5 protein-coding genes and 1 pseudogene are annotated in these 14,663 nt (G+C 71.0%); 4 read left to right on the top strand and 2 right to left on the bottom strand.

Features of this window, described 5'->3' with window-relative positions; all coding sequences use genetic code 11:
* A pseudogene (locus ACIP89_RS34065) lies at nucleotides 1-510 on the top strand (APHP domain-containing protein); the annotation flags it as partial.
* 112 nt (nucleotides 511-622) lie between these two features.
* Here the strand turns inward: ACIP89_RS34065 and ACIP89_RS34060 are convergent.
* Both ACIP89_RS34060 and ACIP89_RS34055 read right to left on the bottom strand, forming a co-directional pair.
* Nucleotides 623-1,459: an alpha/beta fold hydrolase gene (locus tag ACIP89_RS34060; protein WP_401926073.1), complete on the bottom strand. Its 837-nt coding sequence runs from the start codon at nucleotides 1,457-1,459 to the stop codon at nucleotides 623-625.
* Nucleotides 1,456-2,049 (bottom strand): TetR/AcrR family transcriptional regulator, encoded by a 594-nt coding sequence (locus ACIP89_RS34055; protein WP_401926071.1) that lies wholly within the window; start codon nucleotides 2,047-2,049, stop codon nucleotides 1,456-1,458. Before ACIP89_RS34055 ends, ACIP89_RS34060 begins: the two co-directional genes overlap by 4 nt.
* Nucleotides 2,050-2,637: 588 nt before the next feature.
* Here ACIP89_RS34055 and ACIP89_RS34050 point away from each other — a divergent pair.
* The 3 genes from ACIP89_RS34050 (at nucleotide 2,638) to ACIP89_RS34040 (ending at nucleotide 14,662) form a co-directional block, all read left to right on the top strand.
* Entirely contained in the window at nucleotides 2,638-3,471 is an 834-nt protein-coding gene (locus ACIP89_RS34050; protein WP_401926498.1) for a sterol desaturase family protein, read from the top strand.
* Nucleotides 3,472-3,564: 93 nt separating this feature from the next.
* Nucleotides 3,565-12,996, top strand: a complete 9,432-nt coding sequence (locus ACIP89_RS34045; protein WP_402118239.1) for an amino acid adenylation domain-containing protein — start codon at nucleotides 3,565-3,567, stop codon at nucleotides 12,994-12,996.
* Nucleotides 12,986-14,662 (top strand): phytoene desaturase family protein, encoded by a 1,677-nt coding sequence (locus ACIP89_RS34040; RefSeq protein ID WP_401924019.1) that lies wholly within the window; start codon nucleotides 12,986-12,988, stop codon nucleotides 14,660-14,662. Before ACIP89_RS34045 ends, ACIP89_RS34040 begins: the two co-directional genes overlap by 11 nt.
* Nucleotide 14,663: the final 1 nt, after the last annotated feature.

Below are 14,663 nucleotides of genomic sequence, written 5' to 3'. Positions count from 1 at the left end.
CGGGCCAACGGCATCGCGGTCTACGGCGGTTACGGCAACACGATCGAGAACAACATCGTCTCCGACACCATGAACTACCCCGGCATCATGCTGGCGACGGACCACGATCCGCTGCCGTTCTCCGGGGAGACTCTGATCGCCAACAACGAGCTGTTCCGCACGGGCGGCGCGTTCTGGGGCGAGGCCCAGGAGTTCGGGGCCATCACTCTGTTCGCGTCCGGTCAGGACATACCGGGCGTCACGATCCGGGACACCGACATCCACGACTCGACCTACGACGGGATCCAGTTCAAGTCGGGCGGCGGGTCCGTGCCCGGCGTGAAGATCTCGAACGTCCACATCGACAATTCCGTCAACGGGTCGGGAATCCTGGCCATGGGAGGGGCCAGGGGCAGTGCGACTCTGACCGGTGTGACCATCAGCGGCTCGGCCGACGGCGATGTCGTGGTCGAACCCGGTTCACAGTTCGTCATCAACGGCAGCGCCGGTAAGGCGTCCGCCAAGAAGTAGCTCCGGTCCGCACCGGACACCAACCGGCCTCCGGCCGGCTCGCCGTCGGGGCGTGCCGGCCGGAGGCGCGTCCGTCTGTGGCCGCCCGCCGCCATCACACCCTGCCGCTGCCTCAGGTGCGCAGGACCTCGCGCAGGCGTTCGCCGAACTCGGCGGGATGCGTGCTCAGTCCGGTGTGCCCGCCGGGGAAGTGCCGGAGCTCCGTGCCGAGGAGCTCGGCCAGCAAGGCGGCCGGACGGTAGGGCAGCTCACCGCGTGAGTCCTGGCCGCACGCCAGCACCAGCCGGTCCGACAGTTCTTCGAGCCGGCGGACGTCCGGGGCGTAGGACATGAACGCGGGCACGATGCGTCCGACGAAGTACGGGAGGTCCGCCACCGTCCGCTCGGCCCGCGCCGCCGCGTGCGGCGGCAGCTCGACCGCGGCGGCCGGCTCGTCGGTGTCACCGTCCTTCCTCAGCCCCGCCGAGAAGGCCGCCATCGCCGGTCCGAGCCCCTCCGCGCGGAACGTCCCGGTGACGTGTGCGATGAGTGCGCGATGCGCGGGTGCGTCGGGGAGGACCTCCACCATCGGCGGCTCGTGCGCCACGACGCGTTCGACGGCCGCGGGATGGGCGGTGAGCAGATGCACGGCGGCGATCGCGCCGGAACTGGAGCCGAAGACGCGGGCGGGCTCACCGGGGGAGAGCAGCCGCAGCAGCCGGAAGGCGTCGTCGGCGTGCTCGGCCACGCGCTGCCCGGCCCCGGGGTCGTCAAGCGTGCTGCGCGACATGCCGCGCGGGTCGTAGGTCGCGACGGTGTATTCGGCTGCCAGCTTGTCGGCGACCGGGTCGAAGGACGCCGCGCCGCCCGTCCCGCCGGGAATGAGCAGCAGGAGTGGTCCGTTACCGCGTACCTCGTAGTGCAGGGTCGCGCCGTCCACGCGGAGGCCGCCCACGGTCGGTCCGGTCATGCGGCGTCCCCCTCCCGGGGCGGGGGCCAGTGTTCCAGCAGGGTGTGCAGGGCATCGAGCGCCCGTACCCAGGACTGCTGAGGTGAACGCTCGTGCCCGAAGCCGCCCGCGGCCTCCAGGGCGACGAAGCCGTGGAACGTGCTCCGCAGCAGCCGGACTGCGTCGGTCAGGTCGGGCTCCGCCAGTCCGTAGCCGCGCAGCATGCCGTAGGTCAGCTCGACCGCGCGCCGCGGTCCGGGTGCCTTGGCGGCCAGTTCGGGATCGATCTCGATGGGGGTCTGCGTCGCCGTGTAGCGGCCGGGGTGCGCGTGGGCGTACTCCCGCCAGGCGTCCGCGAACGCGACCAGCGCGTCCCGGCCCGCCCGCCCGGCCGTCGCCTCCGCGATCCGCATGGTCTTCTCGTCCGCCGCGAGCAGGGCGATCCGCCCGCGCAGATCCTCAAGACCGCGGACATGCGTGTAGAGGCTCGCGTCCTTCACCCCGAGCCGCCGCGCCACCTGAGACATGGTCACCCGGTCGAGACCGACCTCGTCGGCCAGCTCCGCGCCCGCGATCGTCACCCGTTCGACCGTCAGTCCGGCCCGCACCATACGTCCTCCCCAAGGTCCTAAGGGCTCTAGATATAACCTAGGACCCCTAGGATCTGCAAGCCGGACTCCGGCCGCCGGGTCCGGCCGCCGAGAGTCCGCCGGCGGACGGGAACGGCGAGCGGGAAAGAAACGAAAAGAATACTAAGTAACCCACATTGGCGACAGCGGGGCCTCTCCCTATTTCTTCCGGACCGAACGTCCGCTTCAATGAGTTGAAGATCAGTCGAGGCGCTCGGGGGGAATCTCATCAAGTCACCGGTCGAGGATTGAAGCCGCTGGAAGCGGACAAGCATGTATCGGGTTCGTTCGGGACACCTCACAAGAGGTCACCGCGTCGAGCCAGTTGAAATTCTCGGCTACCCACATTTCGCTCAAGGGTACGTGGGTGCTTGCCATTCATTTCCGTACGCCCCTGGGGCTTTCGGCCTCCGTATGAAGCCGAAAGCCCTGGTTCCCCTTGCGGCGGCGCAGATGGCGCGGTCGGTCAGCATTTCCACGGAGGTGTTTCGGGTGTACGAATACGAACGGCGCGCCGACGGTTGCATTCGGCCCGCGCGACGATTAACGGCGGGGGTCCACCAGCAGGAGATTCTCCGTTTCCTCGCTTATCCGCTGCTCCTGGCGGCCACCCTTTGCGTGGCCGCGGGATCGCTGATCCTGCACTGGGATCCAGGCCGGGTCAGCCCGCTCTTCCTGGTGGGCACTCTCATCTACCTGGCCGTCCTGGAAAGGCTCATCCCGCACCGGCGCGACTGGCATCCCAGCCGGGCGGAATGGCGCTGGTACGGCGTCTACTTCCTCCTCACGATGGCGGCGAGCGCGCTGGCCCAGCTCGGCGTGACGACCGCGGTCGGGAGGATCTCACCGGCCGATCCGGTGCTCCCGCTGTGGGCCGAGATCCCGGCCGCCCTGCTGAGCGGGTCGCTGGCCAGCTACCTGGTACACCGACTGGGGCACACCAATCCAATGCTCTGGCGGCTGCACGGCGTGCACCACGTACCGCAGAAGGTCAACGTCGCCAACAACGGCGTCAATCACGTACTGGACATCGTCCTCGCCCAGGGCGCCGTCCAGCTCACCCTGGCACTGGCCGGATTCTCCAGTCGCTCCGTGCTCGCCACCGGTCTGTTCGTGGCCGCGCAGGGCTACTTCGTCCACGCCAACATCGACGTGCGCATCGGCAGGCTCAACCACGTCCTGGCCAGCCCCGAACAACACCGTCTGCACCACAGCACGGATCTGTCCGAGGCAGGCCACTACGGCTCCGACCTGTCGTGCTGGGACCACCTCTTCGGAAGTTTCACCTGGCGGCCGGGGCGCGAGCCGGCCGCGGTCGGTCTCTGCGATCCCGCCTCCTTCCCCGGAACCGGCGAGATCCTCGGAAGCCTTCTCCATCCGTGGCGCCGCGCGAAGGGGGCCTGAGGCGAGACCGTCCGACCCCGGGGCCCGGCCCCGCACCACAGACTTCGGCGCTGCCTCCCGGCAGCGTGACCACCTGATGAGGAGTGTGCGAACTTGGCTGACGCGATCAATGACGCTTCTACGGGCAAAGTAGCGATCATCGGTATCGGCTGCCGCTTTCCCGGCGAGGCATCGGACCACCGCGCCTTCTGGCAGAACCTGCTGGACGGCAAGGACTGCGTCATCCCGACACCCGCGGACCGCTACGACGTCACCACCCTGAGGAGCGGCCACCGGGACAAGCCCGGCCGCCTCGTGGGCGGCAGGGGCGGATACATCGAGGGCTTCGACGAGTTCGAACCGTCCTTCTTCGGCATCAGCCCGCGCGAGGCCGATCACATGGACCCCCAGCAGCGCAAGCTCCTGGAGGTGGCCTGGGAGGCCCTGGAGGACGGCGGCCAACGACCCGCCGAACTGGCAGGCAGTGACACGGCCGTCTACGTGGGTGCGTTCACGCTGGACTACAAGATCCTGCAGTTCGCCGATCTGAGCTTCGGGACACTCGCCGCTCACACCGCGACCGGCACGATGATGACGATGGTGTCGAACCGGATCTCGCACTCCTTCGACTTCCGCGGCCCCAGCCTCTCGGTCGACACCGCGTGCAGCTCGTCCCTGGTCGCCGTCCACCTGGCGTGCCAGAGCCTGAACAGAAGAGAGAGCGGTCTCGCGCTCGCGGGCGGAGTGCTCCTGCACATGGCACCGCAGTACACGATCGCCGAGACGAAGGGCGGATTCCTGTCGCCCGAGGGGCGCTCGCGCACCTTCGACGCCTCGGCCGACGGTTACGTACGTGCCGAGGGGGTCGGCCTCGTCGCGCTCAAGCGGCTGGAGGACGCGCTGCGGGACGGGGACCCGATCCACGCGGTGATCGCCGGCACCGGCGTCAACCAGGACGGCCGGACCAACGGCATAACCGTTCCCAACGGGGAGGCCCAGGTCTCACTCGTGCGCCAGGTCTGCGCCGAGGCGGGCATCACCCCCGGCGATCTGCAGTACATGGAGGCGCACGGCACCTCCACGCCGGTGGGCGACCCGATCGAGGCCAACGCACTGTCCCGGGCACTCGCCATCGGACGCGCCCCGGGCGCCGCCTGCTACGTCGGCTCGGTGAAGGCGAACATCGGGCACACCGAATCGGCCGCGGGCATCGCCGGGCTGATCAAGACCGCCCTCGCTCTCAAGCACCGCCGGATCCCGCCCCACATCAACCTCGAAAGGATCAATCCCGCCATCGACCGCGGCTCCTCGCCGTACGACATCCCCACCCGGGTGACGGACTGGCCGGAGCACGAGGGGCCCGCGCGGGCGGGAGTGAACGCCTTCGGCTTCGGCGGGACCAACGCCCACGCGGTGCTGGAGGAGGCCCCCGCGCGTCCGGCGCGCGCCGAGAACCCCAGGCCCTCCCTGGCCTCCCGGCCCGTCCCGCGACCGCAGGAGCGCGGCTGGAGCATCCTGCCCCTGACCACACGTCACCCGGACGCCCTCCCGCAGCTGGCGCGAGGCATCAGCCGCGAGCTCGGCGCGGAACACGGCCCCGCCGTGGCACTCGACGACCTCGGCCACACACTCGCCCACCGGCGCCAGCACCTCGAATCGCGTCTCTCCGTCGTCTACTCCTCCAGGGAATCCCTGGAGGAGGCGCTGGACACCTATCAGCGGGGTGAACCGCATCCCCGAGTAGTGCAGGGGCGGCAGCTGGACGCCCCGGACCGCCGCCTGGTCTGGGTGTTCACCGGCATGGGCCCGCAGTGGTGGGCCATGGGACGCGGCCTGCTCGCCAGTGAGCCGGTCTTCCGGGACGCGGTCACCGCGTGCGACCGCGAGATCCGGAAGATCGCCGGATGGTCCCTGATGGACGAGATGGCGGCCGACGAGAGCCGGTCGCGGATGTCGGAGACCTGGCTCGCGCAGCCCGCCAACTTCGCCGTGCAGATCGGCCTGGCAGCCCTGTGGCGTTCCTACGGCATCCGCCCGGACGCCGTGGTCGGGCACAGCACCGGCGAGATCGCCGCCTTCTACGAGGCGGGCGTCTACTCGCTGGAGGACGCGGTCAGGATCGCCGTCCACCGCAGCCGGCTCCAGCACACCCTGGCCGGAACAGGCACCATGCTCGCCGTCGGACTGCCGGAGGCCGAGGCCGATCGCCGGGTGCGCCCCTACGGGGACCTGATCTCCGTGGCCGCCGTCAACAGCCCCGGCTCGGTCACCCTGGCCGGGGACGGAACGGCGCTGGCCGCGCTGGCCGACGAGCTGCGCACCGAGCAGGTCTTCACCAAGTTCCTTGCGGTGGAGGTCCCCTACCACAGCGCCGCCATGGACCGGATCAAGGACGAACTCCTCACCGCGCTCGCCGGAATCGAGCCCCGCCCGGCGACGGTTCCGGTCCACCTGACGGGCCAGGAGGGCGTCGCTGAAGGCAGCGAGCTGGACGCCGGCTACTGGTGGAAGAACGTCCGCGACCGGGTGCGCTTCCACGCGGCCGTGGATCGGCTGGCCGACGACGGCCACCGGATGTTCCTCGAAATCGGCCCCCACCCGGTCCTCGGACACGCCATCCGCGAATGCCTGGAGGCCAAGGGACGCACGGGCGCTTCGGTACCGTCGGTGCGCCGCGCGGAGGACGAACCCGAGCGCTTCGCCCTGTCCCTGGCGACCCTGCACAACCACGGGTTCGACATCGCGTGGGACGTGCTCCAGCCCGCGGGGCGCACGGTCCCGCTGCCCCGCTACCCCTGGCGTCGGGACCGGCACTGGACGGAGCCGGGAGCCGTCGCGCAGATCCGTCTCGGCCGGCTCGACCACCCCCTGCTGGGCCGCCGCACCGACCACACCGAACCGACCTGGCAGGCCCGGCTCGACACCGAGAGGCTGCCGTACCTGGCCGACCACCGCATCCAGGACTCCGTGGTCTTCCCCGCGGCCGGCTATCTGGAGATGGCCGCACAGGCCGTACGGGAGCTGACCGGGGGCACGGACGTCGTGCTCGCCGACATCGATCTGCGCAAGGCGCTCTTCCTGGCAGAGGACGACGTCCGCACGGTCCACCTCTCCGTGTCGCTGGAGGACGGCGGCTTCGTCATCGCGTCCGCGGCGGCCGGTGCAGAGGCCGAGCGGGTGGTGCACGCCAGCGGGGTGCTCCGAACCGCACAGCGCCGCTCGGCCGGACCGCCGCTGCACGCGGGCCCGATCAGGGAACGGTGCGCGCGCCGGCTGGACAGCCAGGAGTGCTACACCGCGCTGGCCGCGCTGGGCTACCAGTACGGTCCCGCCTTCCAGGCCATCGAGGAGGTCTGGATCGGCGCCGACGAGGTGCTGGCCCGGATCACCCCGCCCGCGGCGATCGGGGACGGGGCCGCGGACCACCACATCCACCCGGCGCTGCTGGACGCCTGCTTCCAGGCGCTGCTGACGCCGCAGCTCCTGGCCGGGGAGACACCCGCGCCGGGCACCGGCATCCGGCTGCCCCTGTCGCTCGACGAGATGAGCGTCTCCCCCGTGGGCGACCGCACCCTGTGGGTGCACGGCACGGTGCGCCGCCACGACGGGGACGCACTGGTGGGTGATCTCGCGCTCTACGCCGAGGACCGGACGGCGCTGGGCCGCATGCGGGGATTCCGCGCGGCCGACGTGGAGAAGGCCTCGGGGGCCGTCTCCCGCAGCACCGTCGACTCCTGGCTCGCGGAACCCGTCTGGACCGACCGCCCCTGGGCGGCGGCCCCCGGCGCGCCGGCCGAGCCATCCGGCACGGGAGAACCGCAGGACTGGCTGGTCCTCGCGGACAACGGGGGAGTGGGGGACGCCTTCGCGGAGCTGGTGACCGCACGCGGCGACCGCTGCCGTACGGTACGGCTGGACGACGCCGACGCCGACGGCCGGCCGGCTCGGGGCGGGGAACCGTCCGCCGCACCGGACTGCGCCGCCCTGCTGGAGCAGGTCTTCACCGAACTGGACAGCGACGGCACGGCCTTCCGCGGCACGGTCGTGCATCTGTGGAACCTGGACCAGCCCGGCATCGACGCCTCTGAGCGCCAGGACCTGGTGCGGGCCGCGGACACCGGGGCCTACTCCCTGGTCGCGCTCGCCAGGATCCTGCTGGCCCGGCAGACCGGCGGACGGCTGCACGTGGTCACCCGAGGCGCCCAGCCCGTGTCACCCGGGGAGGCGACCGAACCGCTCGGCGCGCCCGCCTGGGGCGTCACGCGGGTGCTCCGGCACCAGGAGCTGGCCGGCCACCGGGGCAAGCTGATCGACCTCGACCCCGCACGGGAGCCCGGCGCACCCGGCGTCCGGGCGGACGCCGAGGCACTCCTGCGCGAGTTCCTCAGTGACGACGAGGAAGAGATCGGGCTGCGCGGCGACCGCCGGGCGACCACCCGCATCCGGCCCGCCGAAGGACTGACCAGGCCGCTGCCGCTGCGCCTGCGGGCGGACGGGAGCTATCTCGTCACCGGGGCGTTCGGCGCCCTGGGCCGGCTGCTGTGCCGGACGCTGGTGAAGCGCGGTGCCCGTCGGCTCATCCTGATGAGCCGGACCCCCGTACCCGGCCGCGACACCTGGCAGGAGACCGACCCGGCAACGGCGCAGGGCAGGGCAGTGGCCCTTCTCAGGGAGCTGGAGGCCGCCGGCGCGCAGACGGTCCTCGCGCCGGTCGACGTGACCGACGAGCACGCGCTGACCGGCTGGCTCGACGCGCACCGCCGGGGCGGGGCACCGCCCGTACGCGGCGTGTTCCACCTCGCGGGCCAGGTGCGGGACAGGCTGGTCCCCGACATGGACCGACCCACGTTCGACGCGGTGCTCGACCCGAAGGCCGTGGGAGCGTACCTGCTGGACAAGCACCTGCGGGACGAACCACTCGAACACTTCGTCCTCTTCGCGTCGATCGCCTCCCTGCTGACGACCGCGGGGCAGACCAACTACGCCGCAGGGAACGCCTTCCTGGACGCGCTGGCACACCGGCGGCGTGCGCGGGGCCTGCCGGCGCTGAGCCTCGACTGGGGCCCCTGGGCCACCGGAATGATCGAGGAACTGGGCCTGGTCGACCACTACCTCCACAGCCGGGGCATGAGCTCGCTCTCCCCGGAAGCCGGGATGAGCGTCCTGGAACGCGTCATCGGACAGGACCGGGCACAGTTGCTCGTCGCCACGGTCGTCGACTGGCAGACCTTCCTGGCCTGGTACGACTCCCCGCCGCCGCTGGTCACCGAACTGGCCGCGGCCGCTCAGGAACACGCGGTGGAGGAGGGCGGCGGGCTCCTCGACGCCTTCCGTGACGCGGGGGAGGCGGACCGCCGCCGTCTGGTGATCGACCGGTTCACGGCGATCACCGCCTCGGTGCTTCGCACCGCCGCCCACGAGATCGACCCGACGGCCGGGCTCACCGGACTCGGGCTGGACTCGCTGCTCGCGATGGAGTTGCGCGCCAGGACGCAGGCAGAGCTGGGGATCGCCCTTCCGGTGGTCGCCCTGCTGAGCGGTACCTCAGTCGAGGAGCTGGCCGGCCGGCTGTACGACGGCCTGACCGAACGGGTCGCGGCCGGCGGCGCGGGGGAGAGCGGCGCGACGGCCGTCGAGGTGTTCACCGACGAGCTGAACCACCCCCTGACCCAGAACCAGAAGGCGCTCTGGTTCCTCAAGCAGCTCAACCCCGACGGCTACGCGTACAACATCGGCGGCGCGGTGGAGGTGCGCGCCGAAATCGAACCCGAGCTGATGTTCGAGGCGGTGCGCAGGCTCGTCGCACGCCATCCGGCCTTGCGCGCCAACTTCCATCTGGAGCAGGGCCTGCCGGTGCAGCGCACGACCTCCGGCACGGAACCCGACCTCGGCCTGTTCGACGTCCAGGGCCAGGGCTGGGAGGACATCCGGCGCACGATCATCCGCGAATACCGCAAGCCCTACGACCTCGAACGCGACCCGCTGGTGCGGTTCCGGCTGTTCAAGCGCGGGCCGAGCCGCTGGGTCATCATGAAGGCCGTCCACCACATCGTCTCGGACGCGATCTCGACGTTCACCTTCATCGAGGAACTGCTCGCCGTGTACGAGGCGCTGAAGCAGGGCCGGGAACCCGCGCTGCCGCCCGTCGGCGCCCGGTACCTGGACTTCCTCAACCAGCAGAACCGATTCCTGGCAGGACCCGAGGCCGGCGGGATGCTTGAGTACTGGCGCTCCCACCTGCCCGCAGAGGTCCCCCTCCTGGACCTGCCGGTGGACCGTCCCCGCCCCGCCGTGCAGACGCACAACGGCGCCTCGGAGTTCTTCGTGCTCGACGCGGAGCTCAGCGCCCGGGTCCACGCGCTGGCACAGGAGCACGGCGTGACGCCGTTCATGGTGCTGCTCAGCGCCTACTACATCCTGCTGCACCGCTACTCCGGCCAGGACCACGTCATCGTCGGCAGCCCGGTGACCGGCCGCACCCACCAGGAGTTCTCCTCGGTCTACGGCTACTTCGTCAACCCGCTGCCGCTGCACGCGGACCTGTCCGCGGGCCCCACGGTCGCGGAGCTGCTGGAGCAGGTCCGCAGGACGGTCCTCAACGGCCTGGACAACCAGGAGTACCCGTTCGTCCTGCTGGTCGAGGAGCTGGGTCTCCAGCACGACCCCAGCCGCTCGGCCGTGTTCCAGGCGATGTTCATCCTGCTCACCCACAAGGTGGCCACCGAGCAGTACGGCTACCGGCTGGAGTACATCGAACTCCCCGAAGAGGAAGGACAGTTCGACATCACCCTGTCGGTCTACGAGGACGAGGCGGAGGGGCGCTTCCACTGCGTCCTCAAGTACAACACCGACCTCTTCCTGCCCCGGACCGTCCGCCGCATGGCCGCGCACTACGTCCAGTTGCTCGACAGCATGACGCGGGCGCCCGCCGGACTGCCGACCCCGAGGCTGGAGATGCTCGGCGCCCAGGAGCGCGAGCAACTGGTCACCGAGTGGAGCGGCTCCTCCCGGTTGCCGGCCGCCGACGGACCGGGACCGGAGCAACTCCGGGCCGTCCACCAACTGATCGGTGACATCGCCACCGCCCACCCCGAGGCCGTCGCCGTCTCCGTGCCTGACCTGCGGGGCCCCACGGAACACCTCACGTACGGAGAGCTCGACCGCAGGGCCGACGCCAGGGCCCGACGGCTGCGCGAGCTGGGCGTGGCCCAGGGCTCCGTCGTGGGCCTGTGCCTCGACAAGTCACCGGAACTGGTCGTCACCCTCCTCGCGGTGCTCAGGGCGGGCGGCGCCTATCTGCCGGTCCACCCGGACCAGCCCGCGGAGCGCGTCGCCCACGTACTGGGCATCGCGCGGGCCGCCCACATCGTCGTCGACGACACGCGCGCCGGGTGGGCCGAGGGCCTGCCCGCCACCGTGCTGACCCCGGCGGAGCTGCGCGCTACGGAGACCGCGGGACCCGCACCGCAGGAGACCACCGACCTGGACTCGCCCGCCTACGTCATCAACACCTCGGGGTCCACCGGCCGTCCCAAGGCCGTGCGGGTCAGCCATCGCAGCCTCGCCTCGGCGTACGCGGCATGGTCCGGGGAGTACCGGCTGGCGGACGGGGCACGCGTCCACCTCCAGATGGCCGAGCCCTCGTTCGACGTGTTCACCGGCGACCTGGTCCGCGCCCTGTGCTCGGGCGGCCGGCTGGTGCTGGCCGACCGGGACCTGATCTTCGACACCACCCGGCTGTACCGCACGATGCGGACGGAACGGGTCGACTGCGCGGAGTTCGTCCCCGCCGTCGTACGGGGCCTGATGGACCACTGCGAACGTGCGGGCGAGCGGCTCGACTTCATGCGCCTGCTGGTGGTCGGTTCCGACGCGTGGAAGGTGGCGGAGTACGAGCGGCTGCGCGGCCTGTGCGGTCCCGGTACCAGGGTGATCAACTCCTACGGCGTCACCGAGGCCACCATCGACAGCGCCTTCTTCGAAGGCCCCGCGGACGGCCTCGAACCAGGCCTCATGGTGCCGATCGGCCGCCCGCTGGCCAACAGCGCACTCCATGTCCTGGACGAGCACGGCGAACCCGTCCCGCCCGGTGTGCCGGGCGAGCTGTGGATCGGTGGCGACGGCCTCGCCCTCGGATACGCAGGCGACCCGGAACAGACGGCGCAACGCTTCGTGACGCGGCAGCTGAGCCGCGAGCCGGGCGCCGCACCGGTACGGCTGTACCGGACCGGCGACGTGGCGCGCTGGGACACGCACGGCCGGATGCACCTGCTCGGACGCAGCGACCACCAGGTCAAGCTGCGCGGCCACCGGATCGAGGTCGCCGAGATCGAATCCCACCTGGCGGGCTGGCCTGGCCTCGCCCGCGCCGTGGTGGCCGTCCGCCCCGACGCCGCCGGCGACCCGGCCCTCTGCGCGTACTGCGTGGCGGAGCCGGGCCGGACACTGGACCGGCGGGCCGTCCGCCGCCATCTCGCGGGAGCCGTGCCGGCCTTCATGGTGCCCTCCCACGTCGTCGAACTGCCGGAGCTGCCCCTCACCGCGCACGGAAAGGTGGATGTCGCCGCGCTCCCGGTACCGGCCGGTACGGACCGGCAGCAGTCCTACGAAGCACCGGTGACCCTCTACGAACTCAGCATGGCCCGGCACTGGGAAGCGCTGCTCGGGATGGACCGGGCCGGCCTCGGGGACGACTTCTTCGAATCCGGCGGCAGCTCGATCAAGCTGATCGAGCTGATCCACCACCTGCGGACGGAGTTCGGCATCGGCGTCCCGGTCAGCCGCCTGTACCAGTCCACGACCCTGCACGGCATGGCCGCGGCCGTGGAGGACCTCGTCAACAACACGACCTCGGAGGAGCTGCCGTACCTCACCTTCAACCCCGGCCCGGGACAGCCCGTCTTCTGCTTCCCCCCGGCCGGCGGCCACGCACTCGTCTACCGGGGCTTCGCCGCACAGCTCCCGGCGTACCCGATCGTCGCGTTCAACTATGTGCCCGGTGACGACAAGGTCGTCCGGTACGCGGATCTGGTGGAGTCCGTCGGGCCGGAGGGCCCCTGCCGGCTGCTCGGGTACTCGCTGGGCGGCAACCTCGCGTTCGAGGTGGCCAAGGAGCTCGAAGCACGCGGGCGGGAGGTCTCCCACGTCGTGGTGCTGGACTCCCGCCGCATCCTGGAGACCTACGAGCCGGGCGAGGAGGGCGTGAGGATCTTCGAGGCGGAGCTGGGCCGCCATCTGTACCAGCACACCGGCTCGGAGATCGTCGCCAAGACCGTTCTCGAACATGCGGCCGAGTACGTGGGTTTCTGCGGCAGGACCCCCAACACCGGGACGGTGGCGGCCTCGGTCGGTGTCGTCACCGACGAGGAGAAGGCGGGCCTCTACGCCGTCGGCGCCCCGGGCACCTGGCACGGCAGCACCACCGGCCGGACCCACGTCCTGCGGGGCTCCGGGACCCACGCCGACATGCTCGACCCCAAACACCTGCCGCGCAACGCCGCCCTGGTACGCGCCCTTCTCACGGGGGACGCCGACCATGCCGGATGAGGACGACTGGGACAGCCCGCACCGGACACCCGGCAGCGCGCCCCGCGTCATCGTCATCGGCGCGGGGGTGGCAGGCCTGTCCACCGGCTGCTACGCGCAGATGAGCGGGATGCGGACCCGAATCTTCGAGAAACACGTGCTGCCCGGTGGGTGCTGCACGGCCTGGTCCCGCGACGGCTACCTCTTCGACTACTGCATCGAGTGGCTGATCGGCACCGCCGCGGGCAACGACGCCAACCAGGTCTGGCGCGAGCTGGGCGCGCTCGACGGCAAGACCGTCAGGAACTTCGAGCTGTTCAACAAGGTCGTCGACGAGGACGGCCGGTCGGTGACCTTCTGGAACGACCCGGCCCGGCTGGAGGAGCACCTGCTGCGCGTCTCGCCCGCCGACGCACGGCTGATCCGTTCCTTCTGCCGCGACCTGAGGAGGTTCACGGAGATCGAGCTGTACCCGTTCCTGACCGCGCCGGCCCTGCGGACCGTACGGGAACGGGCGGCGACACTGCGCACCGTGCTGCCGGCGTTCCGCCTCTTCTGGCGCACCGCAGCCACCCCGATGCACCGGTTCGCGGACCGGTTCGAGGACCCGCTGCTGCGCAGAGCCTTCCGGAACATCTTCTTCCAGGACCCGGAGGGCTTCCCCCTGCTCCCGTACCTGTTCAACATGGCCAGCGCCTACCACGGCAACGCGGGCTTCCCGCAGGGCGGTTCGCTCGGCCTCGCCCGCTCTGTCGAGGAGCGGTACACCGGGCTCGGCGGGACGGTCACTTACCGCGCCCGTACCGAGAGGGTGCTGGTGGACAGCGGCCGGGCCGTCGGGATCGAGCTGCGCAACGGCAGGAGGTACTACGCCGATCACATCGTGTCCGCCGCCGACGGGCACACCACCGTCTACGAGCTGCTGGGAGGCAGATACACCGGCCCCAGGATCGAGAAGCTCTACACCGAACTGCTGGAACGCCCCGGGACGCTGTTCCCCGCCGTGGTCTCCGCGTTCGTCGGTGTCCACGGCGATCTCCCCGCCGGGGACGCCCACAGCACCACGTACCTGCTGCGGCCAGAGGAGGCCGCCGAACTGCCCGGCGCGCTCCAGAGCAGCCTGGTGGTCCAGCTGCGCTCGCGCTACTCGGACGGCTTCGCACCGCCGGGCAAGTCCGTGGTCCACTGCACCTACTTCAGCGACTACACCTACTGGAAGGCGCTGCGCCAGAGCGACCGCAAGGCCTACTGGGCGCAGAAGCGCAAGGTGGCCGACTTCGTGCGGCGGTTCCTGGGGCGGCTCTGGCCGGGCACGGCCGAGCGGATCGACCTGGTGGACGTGGCCTCACCGGCGACGACCCGGCGCTACACCGGAAACCACAACGGCTCGATCCTCGCCTGGAAAGCGTTTTCCGACGCCGACGACGTGTCCGCCGGTCTGGTCGGCAAGGACCGGATGCGGCTGCCCGGACTCAGCGGGTTCTCCATGGCCGGCCAGTGGGTCGGCATGGGCGGCCTGATCCGTGCCGCCTCCACCGGCCGCTTCGCCACCCAGTACCTCTGCGAGGAGCTGGGCCTTCCGTTCAAGGCCTGGGAGAGCGGCGGCACCGCCCCCTGGCACCCGGACAGGCTGGGGAAGCTGCCCCAGCTCGACCGGTGGTCATCAAAGGAGGGAACCGGCGCGTGAG

The sequence above is a fragment of the Streptomyces sp. NPDC088730 genome, from assembly GCF_044751215.1.
Lineage (GTDB): Bacteria > Actinomycetota > Actinomycetes > Streptomycetales > Streptomycetaceae > Streptomyces.
This window is presented reverse-complemented; position numbering and strand designations above follow the sequence as displayed.

Coding starts and splice junctions, on each gene's coding strand:
- ACIP89_RS34060 (WP_401926073.1), bottom strand. CDS start 1,459: ATGACCGGACCGACCGTGGGCGGCCTCCGCGTGGACGGCGCGACCCTG.
- ACIP89_RS34055 (WP_401926071.1), bottom strand. CDS start 2,049: ATGGTGCGGGCCGGACTGACGGTCGAACGGGTGACGATCGCGGGCGCG.
- ACIP89_RS34040 (WP_401924019.1), top strand. CDS start 12,986: ATGCCGGATGAGGACGACTGGGACAGCCCGCACCGGACACCCGGCAGC.